Origin of the sequence: Flavobacterium mesophilum (assembly GCF_039581405.1) — a bacterium.
In the GTDB taxonomy this organism is placed as follows: domain Bacteria; phylum Bacteroidota; class Bacteroidia; order Flavobacteriales; family Flavobacteriaceae; genus Flavobacterium.
The window spans coordinates 385024-403362 of the sequence record NZ_JBCPXZ010000004.1; the positions used below are offsets into that span (position 1 = coordinate 385024).

An 18339-nucleotide genomic window follows, 5' to 3' on the forward strand; every position below is an offset into this window, starting at 1 on the left:
ATATGAAAGAATTAAAAGTATAAAACTAATAAAGAAATACATTTTTAATTATTATTTTTAAAATAATTCTCTAACAATTCATCCCAGCAAAACTTATAATTCTCCGCTTGAATTTTTTCTTTAACAGCACTCAAACTAGTCTTATCAAAATTATCCATAAACACTTTCCAGTCATTGTAAGCAACAAAAAATACCATTTCTAATGGATCAAAAACATTTTTCAATTCGAGCAAAGGAGTAGACAAAAAAGGTATACCCGCCGTTATGTAAAATGAAGCTTTTGTTGGATAACAGATATTATAGTAAAACCTGTTATCATTATAAGGGATAATCCCGATATCACATTTAGAAGATAAATATTGTGCATATTTTTCTTCGAATTTTCCAAGATAAAATATGTTTTTAGACAAATTATAATCTTTTAGCCAATCGCCCCATTCGCCAATTAATATTAAAATTTCTTCTCTATTGTAGAATGTCGATATTAGAGATTCTATTTGGCGTCCTTTATTTAAACCGCCTGCATATATATATTTTGTTTGATTAGATAAAAAACATTCATTTAAAGAGAATTCCTTTGAAAAATCTTCTACAATGTTTGAACCATTAATGATAACATCATAACTTAAATTAAAATTACTATTCACGTATTTCCCCATTTCATGAGAAGCAAATACATACTTTGTATTTCGTAAAGTATATAGCTTATCTTGAAAAACTTTATAGATCTCATCAACAGGCAATTCCAAATCTTTTGACTGCTCATAAGGCAAATCATTAACTTCAATAGTAACTTCATTATGATTTGACAAATATTGTAAACGTCGAAATATAAATTCTCTAATGAAATTAATTTTTAAAACAGGGATAGGAAATAAAACTAATAATGTTCCTTGATGAATAAAAAACTTATTGTTTTTTGAAAATAAAATCACTTTCAAAAAATTTAATAAATAACCTAAGCGAATTATTGGATTTTTGCTATAAATAAGTGGAATAATTGCATTCTGCTTTACAAAATAATCTCTAAATGCCTTATTTCGAGATTGTCCCCCATCATTAAAATCTTTCAAAAAATGCCCTATATAGTATGTTTTATTCATTAATGAATTAATTAAGATTTTAAAAAATAGTTACCGACTCTTTACTAGATCAAAATAAATTTTCAAATTTATTTTGACAATCTCAAAAAATACAGACATTCAATCTATACATTTTTAAGATTTCTAATTTGACGCAGTACATTTTTGAATTTAAAATTGTCTTTTTCAAATAAAATTAATCCTCTATTAATCAAAACAATATAAAACGAAATACAAATTAAGAGTTCAGTTAAAAGGTAACTAATACTTGTTCCTACATAACTAAAAAAGTAGCCAAGAATTAAATTACAAATTACACTGAAACAAGCTCCAACACTAGTAATTTTCAAAAACAAATTATCCATTTTTAAGTTGAGCATTGTTTGAATTCCCATTAAACTGCTCATTGCTGAAATTAAAGGCAGAAAACTTAAAATCTGTGCACTAATGATTGAACCAGCAAATTTATCACCATAAATTAGTACTATAATAAAAGGTGCTAATATTAAAATGCCAAAACATATAAAGCCTGTGAAATAAAAAATTAATGGAACAATTCTTCTTAACTTATTTACACCATCTTCTTGGCTTTCTGAAAATGCTCTTCCAATATATGGATAAAGCGATGATGAAAGAGGAATATTAACTACACTTTGGATAATAATTATAAAACTAACGGCTGTTGTATAATACCCTATGGTCTTTGTTTGTTCAAACAAACCTAAAATAATAATATTAGTAGTTGTATATAACGAGAATACTATCGAAGAAAAAAAAACTGATTTTGCTTCATTCAGGAGTTTAAGAGAATGCTTAATCGAATAAAAAGCAAATTTAATTTTTATAACAAAAATTACATATAAGAGTGAAATTAAACTAATTATAAAATTACTAAAAACACCTATACTAGCATATAATATTAAATCCCCTTTTTTTGAGATAAGCATAAATATTAGTATTGTATTTATTATGCCTTTTAGTAGATTTGTTATACTTAAAACAGGTAATTTCTGCAAGCCTTGAAAGACATACTGAGGAGTCAAAAGTGCTGAAAAAACATTTAAAAATAATATCAAAGAAAGCTCTATGTTTTTATTAAGAAGTGGTATAAAACTAATAAAAACCAGAAACGATATTAAAGAAACCAATAGCAGCAAAAATCTTGCGCAAGTCACTTCAGAAAAAACTTTAGAACGGACTTCAAAACTGTCTGGATCAACAGCTATTTTTCTTGTAGCAGTGAAATCAAAACCATAATTAATTACTAAAACAAAGTAACTAACAAAAGCGGTAATGTAATTTATAATGCCAAAACCATCAGGGCCGATTATTCTTGAAAGGTAAGGTATGGTAAGTAAGGGAAAAATGTAATTCACCACTTGAACAACACCTAAAGAGGCTATATTCTTTAGAAGTGTTCTATTTTTAGACGACATAAAAAAGATGATTTTAAAATTTTCTAATAATTTTATATTTAAAGTTTAACCAGAAATTTTTAATCCCTTGTAAAAAATCAAGCCTATCATTTTGGTTATGACCTGCAATCGTAATAAAATTAGCTCTATAATTAGACGAATTTTTTGTTATACTGTCAAATATACTTTTGTTTCGTAAAGCGCGCTGATTAATATATTTCTCTTTTTGCTCGTCAACAGAAATTTGTTCAATATAATGATTCTGGTGAATTATCTTAAGATCATCTATAAATTTAATGTTCATGCCTTTTTGTTTAACTCTAAAAACAAATTCATCATCATCATAGCCATGTCCCAGAGCATAACGAGGATCAAAGCCTCCTAAATCTACTAAATCTTTCGTCATTAAAGCTGTACAAAAATGGTAAGCTCCTGGACGGTATTTTGAATGATTATACCACCCTAAACCACCGTCAGTTTTTACACCATGTTTATTCTCCTCCATTAAGGAAGAGATGTTATTTCTGTCGAAAAAAAGACTGTCATCATCTGTATTTTTTTTATCTAAAGAAAAACATCCAAAACTTAAATAATCGTTCGACTTCAGATGTTTATCCACATGATTAATAATATTATCAAAATGATAACATTCTGGATTCTGCAAAATTATTTTATCTCCAGTTGCAGCTTCAAATCCAATATTAAAAGGGATACATGGATTACTATACCATTTATCTTTTTTTTCTAAACGAATAACTTTTAAAAAGGAAAAAATTTCCTGTAAATCTTCTAATCGTTCTTCTTCATCGCTACCATCGTCAACCACGATAACCTCAAAATCAATATTATTTTGATATTCTTTTATACTATTTAAGCTTCGAATAAATAATGGTCTTCGATTATAATACGCTGTTACAATTGAAATCATAAATTACCTTATATATTGAGAATATAGATTAGAATGACTTAAAATCCATTTTTTCTGGTTTTCTAACATTACATCATAATTTGGAACATCATAGTCAAAATCTGATCTTAAACTCAATAAACTTTTATCGACAAAATAATCACCATTGGGTTCTATTGTAATACTATTGTTTTTGTAAATAGAATTAAACAACGATATTAGGCTGTATTTGTCAATTTTATAAGTTGGAACGACTTGAATCAAACCTGTAATTTTTTGTTCAATAATTTCATGAATCACCTTTGATAATTCCAAAGTTGTTAGACCTGTCCAAAAAGCATTCGTAAATCCCTTTAATATCAAATCATCTTTTTGACTCATGAACCAATGGAACAAGCCAATACCGTTTTGATTTATTTCAGGCCCTATAATAGATGTTCGAATAGTTACGTCTTTTTGATTATCTAATTCTCCTAAAGATTTAGACTGTGCGTAGAATCCTTTACCATCTTTAAAATCATTTTCAGTATAAGCTCCTTTTTTTCCAGAAAAGACACAATCAGTACTTATATGAATTACTTTAGTTTGAGACTCTTTTGTAATTTCTTCTAAATAATGAGGAAAAAAACTATTGAACCAAACTGCTTTTGCAGGATTATCCTCGGCATCCTTATTTAATATTCCGATACAATTGATAACATAATCAAAATTATGCTCTTTTAAAAGAGAAGATAATGTCATTGTATCACTAACGTCAATATCAAATAATTTTGCTTTAGATTCTACATTTCTAGCCAAACCATAAACATCGTATCCTTTGTTTTCAGAAAAAAAATGATAAATCATGTGACCAGCCATCCCTTTAATACCTATAACTAATATTTTTTTCATATGATAAATTATTTATCCCAAATAACTTTATTAATAATTGAAGTATAACTTTGAATTGCTTTGACTACACGATCAGATGTATTACTAACTAAATACTCTTTTGGTAATTCAATATCAAAATCAAATAGCCCTTTTGCTATTTCAATAGAATTTAAAACTTGTTGAGGCCTTATTCCTCCTAGAACAATTGTTCCTGCATCAATTGCTTCTGGTCTTTCTGTACTTGTTCTAATACTTACTGCTGGAAATCCCATCATGGCAGATTCTTCGCTAATTGTACCACTATCTGAGAGTACAATAAAAGCTTTTTTTTGAAGATTGACATAATCAAAAAAGCCCAATGGGGGAACGTTTAAAATTAATGGATGGAATTTTATATTATTTTTCTCAATGCGGTTTTTAGTCCTAGGATGAGTCGAAAAAATTATTGGCATATTATATTTTTCAGCTACTTGATTTAGAGATTCCACCAAAATTTCAAAGTGATTAGCCAAATCAATATTTTCTTCACGATGAGCGCTTACTACAATATATTTGTAATCTTCTAGATTTAAACGAGAAACAACATCGCTATTAACAATTTCATCATTGTACTTTAGCAATACTTCCTTTAAAGGCGATCCTGTCACAAAGACATGATCTTTTCTAAAACCCTCACTTAGCAAATATCGACGGCTATTTTCAGTATAAGTCAGATTAATATCACTAATATGGTCCGAAATTTTACGATTAATTTCTTCTGGAACATTTTGATCAAAGCATCTGTTACCAGCTTCCATATGAAAAATTGGAATTTTAAGACGTTTTGCGGCAATAGTGCTTAAAACACTATTTGTATCACCTAGTACTAGCAAAGCGTCTGGAGATATTTCAGACAAAATTTCATATGATTTTGAAATTACATTCCCTATCGTTTCTCCTAAATGATTTCCAACTACATTTAGAAAATAATCCGGTTTTCGTAAATCTAAATCTTCAAAAAAAATCTCATTTAATTCATAATCATAATTTTGACCAGTATGAATTAAAATATGATTAAAATACGTATCGCATTTTTTTATACATTCAGCTAAACGGATAATTTCGGGACGAGTTCCTAAAATTGTAACAACTTTTAGTTTTTGATTATTGTTTATTCCCATTTTGTTGAATTAAATTTATAATTATCATTTGATTCTCCTATCATATAATCTGAGAAAACAAGTAATTTAGAATTTTCCTCTAAAGCTTGAATAGAGCTTGCATGTCCAGCATCAATAGTTAATGCTTCTAAGTTAATTGAATCAATTTCGAAGGACATAATTTTTGCATTTACAGGCGGATTTTCAAAATCATCAATTTTAACTAATTTAATTAAGAATTTACCACTAACTGCAACAAACCATCGTTTTTCAATTTGATGCCCCTGCCAAGCTCTCTTTGTCTCCAAATCTTTATTCTCGATAACATACATTCGTTTTACTTCGGAAAGATTGAGTTCATTATTGAATAGTAATTTTCCTCTTTCATCTGAATAAAAATCCCCAATTATTTTACTAAACATTTTTATTCTTAAATATTTCTAGTTTATTCAACAAAATTTTCACTCCTTCAACGTTTTCCCGTTTTGTATTATGAGAGTTATAATCTTCAATTTCAGCTTGAATTTCCTTTCCTTCAGAAAAATATTTAGCATAATTGAGATCTCTATTGTCTGCAGGTATACGATAAAAATTTCCCATGTCTTCTGCTTTCATCATTTCTTCACGAGTACATAAGGTTTCGTACAGCTTTTCGCCATGCCTTGTACCAATAATTTTAATCTGATTTTTTACATTTTTCAATTGACAAATCGCTTCTGCTAAATCTCCGATTGTCGCGGCGGGAGCTTTATTAACAAATAAATCACCAGCGTTACCATGTTCAAATGCAAATAAAACTAACTCAACAGCTTCTTCCAAGGACATCAAGAAACGTGTCATATTTGGATCAGTTAAGGTTAACACTTCTCCCTTTTCGATTTGAGATAAAAACAATGGAATTACAGAGCCTCTTGATGCCATTACATTTCCATAACGGGTTAAACAAACCGTGGTGTCTACCAAATTTCGCGCCTCTGCAATAGCTACCTTTTCCATCATTGCTTTAGAGATCCCCATAGCATTAATAGGATAAGCAGCCTTATCAGTTGATAAACATATAACTTTATTTACTTTATTCGAAGAAGCTGCACGAATTACATTATGAGTTCCTTCCACATTGGTCTTTACTGCTTGCATAGGGAAAAACTCACAAGACGGGACTTGTTTTAAGGCTGCTGCATGAAAAACATAATCAACATTCCTCATTGCATATTCTATACTATCATAATCTCTAACATCGCCTATAAAATATTTAATTTTATCATTTTTATAAAAATTACGCATATCATCTTGTTTTTTTTCGTCGCGAGAAAATATGCGAATTTCTCTAAAATGATCAGTATGTAAAAAACGATCTAAAACAGCACTACCAAATGAACCAGTACCTCCTGTAATCAATAAAACTTTATCTTTAAACATCTATATCTTTTAAATATATTAATTAAACTTACAACCGTCCATCAACTTGTTCCTTTAAAATCCCTTTTACATCATAAACAACAGCTGTTTTTTTCTGAAGCTTACTAATATTAAGATTTTGAAATTCTTTATGAGCAACGCCCAAAACGACAGCATCAAATTGTTGGTCAGGCAATGACTGTGTACTTACAATATTGTATTCATGCTTTACTTCAGCGGGGCTAGCCCAAGGGTCATATATAGTAAGAGCAATTCCATAATCTTCCAAAGCACCAACCATATCTACAATTTTGGTATTACGTACATCAGGGCAATTTTCTTTAAAAGTAATTCCAAGCATTAAAAGATTTGCACCATTTACTGTTATACCTTTCTTTATCATCAACTTAACAACCCTTGACGCAATATATTCTCCCATACTATCATTTAGCCTTCGACCTGCTAATATTATTTCTGGATGATATCCAAACTCCTGAGCACGTTGTGCTAAATAATACGGATCAACTCCAATGCAATGTCCACCAACTAGTCCAGGTTGAAAAGGTAAAAAATTCCATTTTGTTTTCGCTGCCTCAAGAACTGCATGCGTATCAATATTCATTAAGTTAAATATCTTGGCTAACTCATTGACAAATGCTATATTAATATCACGTTGGGAATTTTCGATAACTTTAGCTGCTTCAGCTACTTTAATACTGGGTGCTAAATGCGTACCCGCAGTAATAACACTTTTATACAACTCGTCTACAACAATTCCAATTTCAGGATTGGAACCTGCAGTAACTTTTAAAATTTTTTCGACAGTATGTTCTTTATCTCCAGGATTAATCCTTTCTGGAGAATATCCTGCAAAAAAATCAATATTAAATTTCAATCCAGATACTTTTTCAAGGACAGGTACACATTCTTCTTCTGTTACACCTGGATATACAGTAGATTCATATATTACAATATCTCCTTTTTTCAAAACAGCTCCAACAGTTTCGCTAGCTTTATATAATGGAGTTAAATCTGGTCTGTTATTCTTATCTACTGGAGTAGGAACAGTAACTATATATATGTTGCATTCTTTTAAAATTGATAAATCGTCTGTGCAAAAAAGTCCTTTTTCATTAGAAGATTCAGTCATCAAAACCTCTTTTAACTCATTAGAATCAACTTCAAAAGTACTATCGTATCCAGTATTTAATTCTCCGATTCTAGTCTTATTTATATCAAATCCCACAGTAGGATATTTAGTTGCAAATAATCTAGCTAAAGGAAGTCCTACGTAACCTAGCCCTATAATGGCAATTTTTTTCATTTTAAAAATTTAAGTATTAAATAATCCCTAAAAAGATTAATTTTATTTTATTTTAAATTATTATAATACCAAGTTACAGCCTCTTTCAATCCTTCTTGAATAGAAAACTTTGGTTCGTATCCTAATAATTTTTTTGCCTTTTCAATGCTGGCTAATGAGTGAGGAATATCTCCAATTCTGTCCGGTCCATGTAAAACTTCAACATTATCAATTTTACTATCAAAATCAGATAAATATTTTTTTATATAACCAACCAACTCCAATAATGTTGTACGGTCGCCAAAAGCAGTATTGTAAACTGTATTAATAGCTTCAGGGTTTTTCGTTTCTATCGCTAGCTCATTCATTTGAATCACATTATCAATATATGTAAAATCTCTTGAATAATTTCCATCACCATTAATAACAGGACTTTCGTAATTCATAAATTGCATAACAAACTTCGGTATAACTGCGGCATAAGCACCTTTAGGATCTTGTTTCCTTCCAAATACGTTAAAGTAACGCAGTCCGATAACTTCCAAACCATAAGTGCTACTAAAAATATTAGCATATAATTCGTTAACATATTTAGTTACTGCATATGGAGAAAGCGGTTTCCCAATTACATCTTCAATTTTTGGCAATTCTTTAGAATCTCCATAAGTAGAGGAGCTAGCAGCATATATGAAACGTTTAACTTTAGCATCACGAGCAGAAGTGAGCATATTTAAAAAACCTGAAACATTTACATCGTTGGTTGTAATTGGATCATTGATTGAACGTGGGACAGACCCTAAAGCTGCTTGATGCAATACATAATCAACTCCTTCAACGGCCTTTTCACAATCTGATAAATTACGAATATCCCCCTCAATCAAATTGTAATTAGGATTTTCTAAGAAAGACAAAATGTTATGCCTATGTCCTGTCGAAAAATTATCAAGACAAGTTACTTTATATCCTTTGTTTAAAAAGTATTCTGATAAATTAGATCCTATAAAACCAGCACCTCCTGTAATAAGTATTCTCAACATTCTATATTTTTTAAAATTCTTCTAACCACTAAATACAACAGAGTTAGAACTGCCGCAACAAGACCTCCAAAGAACATACCTTTTGCCATACCTACACGCTCTTTTGACAACGGTAAAATAGGCCTGTCAATAACTTGAATTAAAGGAGTTTCTTTACGCAAAGTTACTTTAGCTAATTCTGCTTGCTTGACTAATTCCGTCAAAATTGCAGTATTTGCCTGAACATCAACTTGTCTTTTAACTGATGGGGCTCTACGGATATTGAGTGCAGGGTTCAAATTAAAAGTATTATCATTGGCGATAGCTACCCCACTAATGGCACTATTAAGCTCACTACGTATAGAATCAACCTGATGCTCTAAAATAGCCATATTCATTCGAGCTTTTTTGCTTTTAGTTTCTATATAAAATTTACCTACTTGCTTAGCCAATGTTTCACAAAATATTTTTGCAAAAAATTCATTAGTAGAACTAACATCCATAGTTATAATCGAAATTTTCTTATCTTTTTGATAGACTGACAAACCTGATTTCGATAAATTATTATACATTATTCCCAAAATACTATCCTGAACCCTTGTAAAGTTTTTTCGATCTGCAAATGGTGAAAACTGGATCTTATTTAAAGATGGGTTGTTATTCCAAGATTCACGCCAATTATTATTTTGAATATATAATTCAGCGATAGAAATATCTTTCCCATTCAACTTAACAGGAGACAATAATGTTTTCTCTACCATAGTTCGCGATTTGAACAATTCTGCTAAATTAGAACCCGTAAATATTCCACCACCACTTCCTCCTAAATCTAAACCAAAAGAACTTGCTAAACCTAAAGCTCCTCCTATATTAGCTCCGCCAGATTTATCATCTTCTAATGCAAAAGAAAGCGTTGCAGTATAAATTGGTTTTTTAAAAAGTGAATATGTTAATCCTAATGTTGCTCCTATAATTCCTGCACATGCAATAATTTTCCATTTAGAAAGCAAATAAGTATACCATTCTTTTCCTTTGTTAATCAATTCCTTTATCGAAATTTCATTATTTTCTGTAATTCTTTTTTCCATAAAGAAAATTATTTAAAAGCAGTTACTATTAATAACGCCAAGCTTGTAAGTACGCTACCGATACTAACCCATTCACCCGTACTCATCTTTTTAGTTTCTGGTTTTTCAGGAACAACAATTTGAGAATCTGGCTGAACAGTAGGATAAGACCTAAAAAATAAAAATGATTTTGTAACTGATGCTTTTCCGTTAGGATAAATTATATATGCTTTTTTCTTCCATCCTTTATGATCCACGCCGCCAACTGCATCTATATAATATTTGAACCCTTTACCGTTTCGATAAGGAATTTCAGAAGTTAACAATACATTTCCTGTGACTTTAACTCCTTCATTGTAAATCGAAACTTCAATTTCATCACCTGGAAATAACGTGACATTTGAATAATGATTTTTATCTTTTACAATTTTTTCCCAGTTCACTGGAATTGTTGCATATTTCAAATCTTCCTTTAATTTTTTGGTCAACTTTTCCTTTAAAGTATCATTTTTAGATAAATTCAAATCTATACTTTCAATTTTTTCAATCTGTTCTTGTTTGATGGGTCTCTTAATTTTCATTCCATCCAAATTTGCTATCGATGTCAAACCTCCTGCCCTCATAACAACATTATAAACCGTTTCTTTTTTATTGGCCAAAACATATTTACCCGGATATCCAACTGCTCCTGAAACTAAAACCATCTGTGGTTTTTCATATACAGCCATTTTACGAATGTTAATTACATCAAAAGGTTTTAGAAGAAAGTTTTTAACTTGTTCATTGTTATCTGCTGTAATTTCAAGTTCAACTAATTCAACGCGTTTTGGATCGGCATCATCAATAACATCAGACTTTACCATTCTAGCAATTTCAACCCTTTTTGATGCTGAACCGGTAAGACCACCTACTTGAACTACTAAATCGTTTAAAGTCAAATTTTCAAAATACTCATATTCACCAGGATTTTTTACTTCGCCGTCAATTGTTACTTTATATTCTTCTCTGAACTCTAGAATAGAATATACCGTTACAATATCTTCTCTCTTTAATTCAATATCCGAATTTAGATCTCCTGATAATGCACCTGCTAAATCTACATTTACAATTTCAGTAGTTAAATCTGTTTTTAATCGAATAATTCTTGCTCTTTTTGTGTATGCATCTTCCTTAAGTCCTTCTGCTCTGGTAATCAGATCAGAAATTCTCATTCCTTCATTATAAGAGTAATAATCTGGTCTAAAAACTGCTCCTTCAATTTTAATACGATTTTCAAAACGATTTAAAATCTTAGTAACCTTAAAGACATCTCCTGATTGTGGAATATACTGGCCATATTCGCTTTCGTTAATGTCATGAACTTTAAATTCTTTTCCTGTTTTTTGCAAAACATTTACAGAAGCCGTATAGGCGAACTCATTAAATCCTGAAGCAAAATTTAATAAATCAGAGAATTTTTCGCCTTTTTTCATTTCGAAAATTCCAGGGCGCTTTACTTCTCCTTCAACTACAACTCTATCTGTATAAGAAGGAATTCTAATGACATCATTATCTTTTAATGTTACGTTATCAGATTGATCTCCTTTTACTAAAAATTTATAAATATCAATATTTCTATAAACTTTATTATTTCTTAGCAACTCAATATTTCGATAACTTCCATTTTTTCCTGGACCACCAGCTAAATGCAATGCATTGTAAACAGTCGCTAGTGATGAAATTGAATAATTCCCAGGTTGTTTTCCGCCGACAATAGTAACTTTAATAGTTCTAATGCCGCTCAAACTAACACTAACTTGCGATTGTCCAGATCTTACTGTGCTATATACTCTTGCAATTGCTGCTTTGATCTTTTGAGTAGCTGCTTCTATTGTCATTCCAGAAACCGCAATTTGACCAACATAATCAATTGTTATTCTGCCTTCAACACTTACTGGAATACTAGCATTATACTCCTGAACTCCATAGACACTAACTTGTAATTCATCACCAGGACCTAAAACATAATTCATTGGTGTTGCTAATTTTAAATCTGGCTCAAAATTTAATGTTGGATTATCAAATAATTCCGAACCAAAAATCAAAGCATTTAATGAATCTTTTACCTTATCATTTTTGATTTTTTCCTGTTTTCGACCAAACTCAGAATCTTTATCAGTTTTCTTTAACTTATTTTCTTTCTCTGAATCTTTATTCTTATCAGAATCTTTAGCGATTTTCTTTTCGTATTCTGCAAGTTTAATTCTTAATTTATTAAACTCAGTTTGACTCATACCTTTTGATAAAGCCATTGGCTCAACTTGATCAAGAGTTGCATTATTACTTTTTAATTGGGCGCTAATTTTAGCCAAGTCATCATCTGACAAATAGTCAACTTTTACTGTGCTTAAGTCTTTTGATTTTAACAAGTCTTGCGCATGAACACTAAATGAAAATGCAAAAACAAATAATAGAGTAAGAACGTAAGTTATTTTCTTCATATAGAATAAATTATATAATCTTAAATTATTTAGTAATTTATGAGTATTGCTTCTGATAATACTCTTTATAAGCCCCTGAAGTAACATTTTTCAGCCACTCCTCGTTATCCAAATACCAATTAATTGTTCTTTCCAAACCTTCTTCAAAAGTCACAGATGGCTTCCAACCTAATTCTTTATTGATTTTTGACGCATCAATCGCATAACGCAAATCATGCCCAGGTCTATCTTTTACGTAGGTAATTAATTTTTCAGATGTTCCAGTTTCCCTTCCTAATTTATTATCCATAATATGGCAAAGTAATTTTACCAAATCAATGTTCTTCCACTCATTGAAACCTCCAATATTATAAGTTTCATGATTTTTACCTTCATGAAATACCAAATCAATCGCTATCGCATGATCTTCAACAAAAAGCCAATCGCGCGTATAATTACCATCACCATAAACTGGCAGAGGTTTATTGTTTATGATATTGTTTATAAAAAGCGGAATTAATTTTTCAGGAAAATGGTATGATCCATAATTATTTGAACAGTTTGTCAAAACATAAGGCAAACCATAAGTTTCTCCATATGCTCTTACAAAGTGATCTGAACTCGCTTTAGATGCAGAATAAGGAGAATTAGGATCATAAGGAGTTGTTTCTGTAAATAAACCATCAGCACCAAGAGAGCCATATACTTCATCTGTACTAATGTGGTAAAATCTTTTACCATCAAAATTTCCTTTCCATTGATTTTTTGCAGCATTTAACAAATTCATTGTTCCAATAACATTTGTTTTCACAAATGCAAGCGGATCTTCAATTGAACGATCAACGTGAGATTCTGCAGCTAAATGCAAAACACCATCAAAATTATGTTCAGAAAAAAGTTTATCGATAAAATTTGCATCAACTATATCACCTTTTACAAAAGTATAATTAGGTTGATTTTCAATATCTTTAATATTTTCAAGATTTCCAGCATAAGTTAAAGCATCCAAATTAAAAATTTGATATTCTGGATATTTATTAACAAAACGTCTTACAACATGTGACCCAATAAAACCAGCACCGCCAGTTATAAGTATTTTTTTCATTTTTAAATTTAGATTTAGTTTAATAATTCTGAGTTCTGTTTTTCTAACTCGCTGTAAATATCTTTTACATCTTGTGAATTTTCTTTTTGCAGAATTAAATTAGCAGAAGCTGTGTGAACAAAAATTGTATTTTTTAATCCTAAAAAAGTAGTATGCAAATCACATCCAATTACCATATTTCCATTTTTATCAACTGGATGTCCTTTTGAAATTAAATAATCATAAACCGATTCAAACGATCCTAAATCTGACCAAGAAAATGAAGCAGGCACGACTTTAATTTTTTTACTACGCTCCATTACTGCATAATCAATACTGATTGAAGGTATTTCTAATGATAAATCCAGATCCAGAAAACCATCTTTATTTGCTTCCCAAACAGCTTTTGATTTTTCATAAACATCAGGCTGAAATTGCTTTAGTTCCTCTAAAAGAACACCAGCTTTAAAACAAAACATCCCACTATTCCATAAAAAATTACCTCTCGCAATAAATTCTTTTGCAGTCGTTTCATTTGGTTTTTCACGGAACGATATTACAGTATCTCCTTTTGATTCGATATAGCCGTATCCTGTTTCAGGTTTCGTTGGAATTACTCCAAATGTTACTATATAGCCATCATTTGCTTTTGAAATAGCTTCATTAATGGCACTATTGTAGTTATCCATTAAATCAATAATATGATCTGATGGCGTTATAATCAAGATATCTTCAGGATCTGAAGCAAATGCCGCAAAAGCAATCGCGGCAGCTGTATTTCTAGGAGTTGCTTCAACAATATTTGTATATAATGTTGAAGCCTTTTCCATCACTTTTCCACTTAAATGATGATTGTCAACATTTCCTACCACCATAACTTTATTTGCCAAATGACTATTACGATTGACTGTCATTTCAAATAAAGATTTCCCTTCAAATATTTCTAAATATTGTTTCGGCTGACTTTTACGAGAAAGAGGCCACAATCTGCTTCCTACTCCACCAGTCAAAATTACATGCGTAATTAATTTTTTTGTACCCATATTTCTAAATAAAAAAAAGAATTTTGGAAACTATAATCTATTGTCAGCTATAGCACCCAAAACTCCTTTTATATCATAAATTAAACTTTTTTCTTTCTGCAAGCTTGAAAAATCTAACTCTAAAAACTCAACATGTGAAACTCCTAGAACTATTGCATCAAATTTATTGCTTGGAATAGTGTTTAATGTTATTAAATTATATTCTTTTATTACATCATCTGCATTTGCAAGCGGATCGAATACTGTAACTAAGATGCCATATTCTTTTAAAGCTTTTACAACATCAACAATTTTAGTATTCCTGACGTCAGGGCAATTCTCCTTGAAAGTAATTCCAAGCATTAACAATTCAGCTCCATTAACAGAAATACCTTTTTTTATCATTAACTTCACGATCTGCGAAGCTACATATTCGCCCATACTATCATTCAAACGTCGTCCTGCTAAAATTATTTCAGGATGATATCCGAACTCTTGAGCTCGTTGTGCCAAATAATATGGGTCAACCCCAATACAATGCCCACCTACCAATCCAGGTTTGAATGGCAAAAAATTCCATTTTGTGGCTGCTGCCGCTAATACTTCTTGAGTATCAATATTCATCAAATTGAATATCTTGGCTAGCTCATTTACAAAAGCAATATTAATGTCTCTCTGAGAATTTTCTATCACTTTGGCAGCTTCAGCAACTTTAATTGTAGGTGCCAAATGTGTTCCTGCAGTAATTACAGATTTGTATAAAGCATCTACTCTTAAACCAATTTCTGGAGTAGAACCGGAAGTTACTTTTAAAATTTTCTCAACAGTATGTTCTTTATCTCCAGGATTGATACGCTCAGGAGAATATCCTGCGTAAAAATCAACATTAAATTCAAGTCCTGAAATTCGTTCTAAAACCGGTACGCATTGTTCTTCTGTCACACCTGGATATACTGTTGATTCATAGATAACTATATCTCCTTTTTTTAAAACAGCACCAACAGTTTCACTAGATTTATAAAGCGGTGTCAAATCAGGACGATTATTTTTATCAACAGGTGTTGGGACTGTAATAATGAAATAATTACAATCTGCAATATCCTCAGAAAAATTTGTACAGTACAACCCTGATTCTTTTTCAGGATTATCAATTAATACTTTTTGCAAAGTTTCTTGATCAACTTCCAGAGTCGAATCTATTCCAGATTTTAAACTCGCAACTCTCGATTTGTTAATATCAAATCCAATAACTTGATATTTTGTAGCAAATAAACGTGCTAAAGGAAGACCAACATAACCCAAACCTATAACAGCTATTTTTATGTTTTCGTTCATTTAAAAAATATTAGCATTAATCATAACAACACATGGCTTCGCCATTCCAAGTCCCATTTAATTGCTCGGTTTACTAAAAAAAGTGTATTCACGGCAAATATAAGATAATAACTCAATTTATTCAATACGGTTTCCCGTAATACTATTAAAACAAAAAAATAAGAAAATTTTTAAAAACCCAACTAACTATTTATCAGCATGTAAAAAAAATCATTATAAAAAAAACAGAAAACAAAAACCTCAAAATTGAGCATTTTTATCTTCTGTTTATATTCTCTGTAAACAAAATTACTTGTATTTTATCTTTAATACACATCCCAAAGATTCTAGGACCAAAATATAATGTGTATTTGAAACTTCTTGCACAATTGCATCTTGATTACTAAATACTCCAGACTCCAATTTTATCTTGTCCCCTACTTGTATCGAAGATACCGAAATGTCACTAACATTCGAAGCTTGTAAACTTGATTTAATTATATTTATTTCTTCATCACGAACTATTGCAGGTTTTCCGAGCCAAAATAAATATCTTACGACCCCGGGAATATTAAAAACAGAATTTCTGTCTATTTCTGCTAGTTGCACAAATACATAAGAATTAAAAAGAGGCAATTCGACCTTTTTTTTTCTATCTGACCATTGTTTAACTTGAGTAATTAATGGGCAATAGCATTCAATACCAATTTGCGTCAATCTTTCTGCAACCTTTTTTTCCCATTTGGGTTTCGTATAAAGCACGTACCAATTCATAAACTCTAATTTATTGAAATAAAATCCCCAACATTATCTCCATTATTAACTTTGCATTAAATTTCACTCCAATATAAATTATTGATTAAGAACCAATTCCTTTATAAATGAACCCAATAGACTCAAGTTCTTTTCCATTTAATATATTTCGTCCATCAAATAAAAACGCGGGTTTATGCATTGAATCGTATATTTTTTGCCAATCATATGTAATAAATTCGTCCCATTCTGTTAGAATTGAAATTGCATGTGAGCCTCTACAAGCCTCATAAGGATCATTGTATACAGTTATTGCTTTGCTATTTTCTTCACTTGATCGCGTTTGCAAATAGTCCAAATCACTTAACATTTTGCTTTGTGAAACTTTAGGATCATATACTGAAACATTCGCTTGTTCATTAATTAAATCATCTGCAACATATATCGCTGCCGACTCCCTTGTATCATTTGTATCTTTTTTGAAAGCCCATCCTAAAAATGTGATTTTCTTATCTGCAACAGTATTGTATAAAGTTTGAACAATTTTATTAGAGAATCTTCTTTTTTGATGATCATTCATTATGATTACTTGTTCCCAATAATCAGCTACTTCATTCAATCCGTAAGATTTCGCGATATATACTAAATTCAAAATATCTTTTTGAAAACAAGAACCTCCGAAACCTACTGAAGCTTTTAAAAATTTTGCTCCTATTCGACTGTCCATTCCTATTGCTTTTGCTACTTCATTCACATTGGCTCCAGTCTTTTCACACAACTCAGACATTGCATTGATTGATGAAATACGTTGCGCCAAAAATGCATTTGCTGTAAGTTTAGACAATTCTGATGACCATACATTTGTTGTCAAAATTTTATCTTTATCAACCCAATTTGCATAAACATCAACCAAAGCTTTAATAGCACTCTCTCCTTCTGGTGTTGTGTCTCCTCCAATCAAAATACGATCTGGATTCAACAGGTCAGTCACTGCTGTTCCTTCTGCCAAGAATTCTGGATTTGATAAAATTTGAAATTGAACACCATTTCCAGTATTGTCCAAAATACTCTTAATAGCTTCCGCTGTCCTTACAGGCAAGGTAGATTTCTCTACAACTATCTTGTTTTCTTTTGAAACTTTTGCGATTTGTCTCGCGCACAATTCGATATATTTTAAATCAGCCGCCATACCTTTTCCCTTACCGTAAGTTTTGGTCGGTGTGTTAACTGATATAAAAATTACTTGAGCTTCATCAATTGCTTTTTCAACATCTGTCGAAAAGAAAAGATTTCTTCCTCTAGCTTCTGATACGATTTTAGACAAGCCTGGTTCATAGATTGGAATATTTTCTGTATTCGGATCATTCCAATCTTTAATTCTTTGTTCGTTCAAGTCAACAACTGTAACTTGAATATGTGGACATTTTTGAGCAATAACCGCCATCGTTGGACCACCAACATAACCAGCACCAATGCAACAAATTTTTGTAATTTTCATTTATTCTAC

General features: G+C 30.7%; 16 protein-coding genes. All 16 read right to left on the reverse strand.

The window, feature by feature from the left end:
* Positions 1-44 precede the first annotated feature (44 nt).
* Positions 45-1103: a glycosyltransferase family protein gene (locus tag AAYQ19_RS14930; protein ID WP_343537302.1), complete on the reverse strand. Its 1059-nt coding sequence runs from the start codon at positions 1101-1103 to the stop codon at positions 45-47.
* A gap of 104 nt (positions 1104-1207) precedes the next feature.
* Entirely contained in the window at positions 1208-2518 is a 1311-nt protein-coding gene (locus tag AAYQ19_RS14935) for a flippase (protein WP_343537303.1), read from the reverse strand.
* 13 nt (positions 2519-2531) lie between these two features.
* Entirely contained in the window at positions 2532-3425 is an 894-nt protein-coding gene (locus AAYQ19_RS14940) for a glycosyltransferase family 2 protein (RefSeq protein WP_343537304.1), read from the reverse strand.
* A 3-nt stretch (positions 3426-3428) separates the two neighbouring features.
* Complete coding sequence (locus AAYQ19_RS14945; RefSeq protein WP_343537306.1) at positions 3429-4295, reverse strand: sugar nucleotide-binding protein; 867 nt, start codon at positions 4293-4295, stop codon at positions 3429-3431.
* A gap of 8 nt (positions 4296-4303) precedes the next feature.
* Complete coding sequence (gene wecB / locus AAYQ19_RS14950; protein WP_343537308.1) at positions 4304-5437, reverse strand: non-hydrolyzing UDP-N-acetylglucosamine 2-epimerase; 1134 nt, start codon at positions 5435-5437, stop codon at positions 4304-4306.
* Entirely contained in the window at positions 5428-5838 is a 411-nt protein-coding gene (locus AAYQ19_RS14955; protein ID WP_343537310.1) for a WxcM-like domain-containing protein, read from the reverse strand. The genes wecB and AAYQ19_RS14955 overlap by 10 nt, the downstream gene beginning before the upstream one ends.
* A complete protein-coding gene (locus AAYQ19_RS14960; RefSeq protein ID WP_343537312.1) occupies positions 5831-6835 on the reverse strand; it encodes a polysaccharide biosynthesis protein in 1005 nt (334 codons plus the stop codon). The genes AAYQ19_RS14955 and AAYQ19_RS14960 overlap by 8 nt, the downstream gene beginning before the upstream one ends.
* 28 nt (positions 6836-6863) lie before the next feature.
* The gene (locus tag AAYQ19_RS14965; protein ID WP_343537314.1) at positions 6864-8138 is read right to left on the reverse strand and encodes a nucleotide sugar dehydrogenase; all 1275 of its coding nucleotides are present in this window, start codon (positions 8136-8138) and stop codon (positions 6864-6866) included.
* Between the two features lie 47 nt (positions 8139-8185).
* The gene (locus tag AAYQ19_RS14970; RefSeq protein ID WP_343537316.1) at positions 8186-9154 is read right to left on the reverse strand and encodes an SDR family oxidoreductase; all 969 of its coding nucleotides are present in this window, start codon (positions 9152-9154) and stop codon (positions 8186-8188) included.
* Positions 9148-10221: a Wzz/FepE/Etk N-terminal domain-containing protein gene (locus AAYQ19_RS14975; RefSeq protein ID WP_343537317.1), complete on the reverse strand. Its 1074-nt coding sequence runs from the start codon at positions 10219-10221 to the stop codon at positions 9148-9150. Before AAYQ19_RS14975 ends, AAYQ19_RS14970 begins: the two co-directional genes overlap by 7 nt.
* A gap of 8 nt (positions 10222-10229) precedes the next feature.
* Positions 10230-12680 carry an SLBB domain-containing protein gene (locus AAYQ19_RS14980; protein ID WP_343537319.1) on the reverse strand — a complete coding sequence of 817 codons (2451 nt, stop codon included), beginning with the start codon at positions 12678-12680 and terminating at the stop codon, positions 10230-10232.
* Between the two features lie 37 nt (positions 12681-12717).
* Positions 12718-13764, reverse strand: a complete 1047-nt coding sequence (rfbB, locus tag AAYQ19_RS14985) for a dTDP-glucose 4,6-dehydratase (protein ID WP_343537320.1) — start codon at positions 13762-13764, stop codon at positions 12718-12720.
* Between the two features lie 14 nt (positions 13765-13778).
* Positions 13779-14786 (reverse strand): mannose-1-phosphate guanylyltransferase, encoded by a 1008-nt coding sequence (locus tag AAYQ19_RS14990; protein ID WP_343537321.1) that lies wholly within the window; start codon positions 14784-14786, stop codon positions 13779-13781.
* Positions 14787-14816: 30 nt separating this feature from the next.
* Complete coding sequence (locus AAYQ19_RS14995) at positions 14817-16100, reverse strand: nucleotide sugar dehydrogenase (RefSeq protein WP_343537322.1); 1284 nt, start codon at positions 16098-16100, stop codon at positions 14817-14819.
* Between the two features lie 288 nt (positions 16101-16388).
* The gene (locus AAYQ19_RS15000) at positions 16389-16853 is read right to left on the reverse strand and encodes a UpxY family transcription antiterminator (RefSeq protein WP_343537324.1); all 465 of its coding nucleotides are present in this window, start codon (positions 16851-16853) and stop codon (positions 16389-16391) included.
* Between the two features lie 85 nt (positions 16854-16938).
* A complete protein-coding gene (locus AAYQ19_RS15005) occupies positions 16939-18330 on the reverse strand; it encodes a UDP-glucose 6-dehydrogenase (RefSeq protein ID WP_343537325.1) in 1392 nt (463 codons plus the stop codon).
* Positions 18331-18339: the final 9 nt, after the last annotated feature.

Bases quoted from the DNA above. Each gene is read 5' to 3' on its own strand.
- AAYQ19_RS14930 (WP_343537302.1), bottom strand. From the start codon at position 1,103: ATGAATAAAACATACTATATAGGGCATTTTTTGAAAGATTTTAATGAT.
- AAYQ19_RS14935 (WP_343537303.1), bottom strand. From the start codon at position 2,518: ATGTCGTCTAAAAATAGAACACTTCTAAAGAATATAGCCTCTTTAGGT.
- AAYQ19_RS14940 (WP_343537304.1), bottom strand. From the start codon at position 3,425: ATGATTTCAATTGTAACAGCGTATTATAATCGAAGACCATTATTTATT.
- AAYQ19_RS14945 (WP_343537306.1), bottom strand. From the start codon at position 4,295: ATGAAAAAAATATTAGTTATAGGTATTAAAGGGATGGCTGGTCACATG.
- wecB (WP_343537308.1), bottom strand. From the start codon at position 5,437: ATGGGAATAAACAATAATCAAAAACTAAAAGTTGTTACAATTTTAGGA.
- AAYQ19_RS14955 (WP_343537310.1), bottom strand. From the start codon at position 5,838: ATGTTTAGTAAAATAATTGGGGATTTTTATTCAGATGAAAGAGGAAAA.
- AAYQ19_RS14960 (WP_343537312.1), bottom strand. From the start codon at position 6,835: ATGTTTAAAGATAAAGTTTTATTGATTACAGGAGGTACTGGTTCATTT.
- AAYQ19_RS14965 (WP_343537314.1), bottom strand. From the start codon at position 8,138: ATGAAAAAAATTGCCATTATAGGGCTAGGTTACGTAGGACTTCCTTTA.
- AAYQ19_RS14970 (WP_343537316.1), bottom strand. From the start codon at position 9,154: ATGTTGAGAATACTTATTACAGGAGGTGCTGGTTTTATAGGATCTAAT.
- AAYQ19_RS14975 (WP_343537317.1), bottom strand. From the start codon at position 10,221: ATGGAAAAAAGAATTACAGAAAATAATGAAATTTCGATAAAGGAATTG.
- AAYQ19_RS14980 (WP_343537319.1), bottom strand. From the start codon at position 12,680: ATGAAGAAAATAACTTACGTTCTTACTCTATTATTTGTTTTTGCATTT.
- rfbB (WP_343537320.1), bottom strand. From the start codon at position 13,764: ATGAAAAAAATACTTATAACTGGCGGTGCTGGTTTTATTGGGTCACAT.
- AAYQ19_RS14990 (WP_343537321.1), bottom strand. From the start codon at position 14,786: ATGGGTACAAAAAAATTAATTACGCATGTAATTTTGACTGGTGGAGTA.
- AAYQ19_RS14995 (WP_343537322.1), bottom strand. From the start codon at position 16,100: ATGAACGAAAACATAAAAATAGCTGTTATAGGTTTGGGTTATGTTGGT.
- AAYQ19_RS15000 (WP_343537324.1), bottom strand. From the start codon at position 16,853: ATGAATTGGTACGTGCTTTATACGAAACCCAAATGGGAAAAAAAGGTT.
- AAYQ19_RS15005 (WP_343537325.1), bottom strand. From the start codon at position 18,330: ATGAAAATTACAAAAATTTGTTGCATTGGTGCTGGTTATGTTGGTGGT.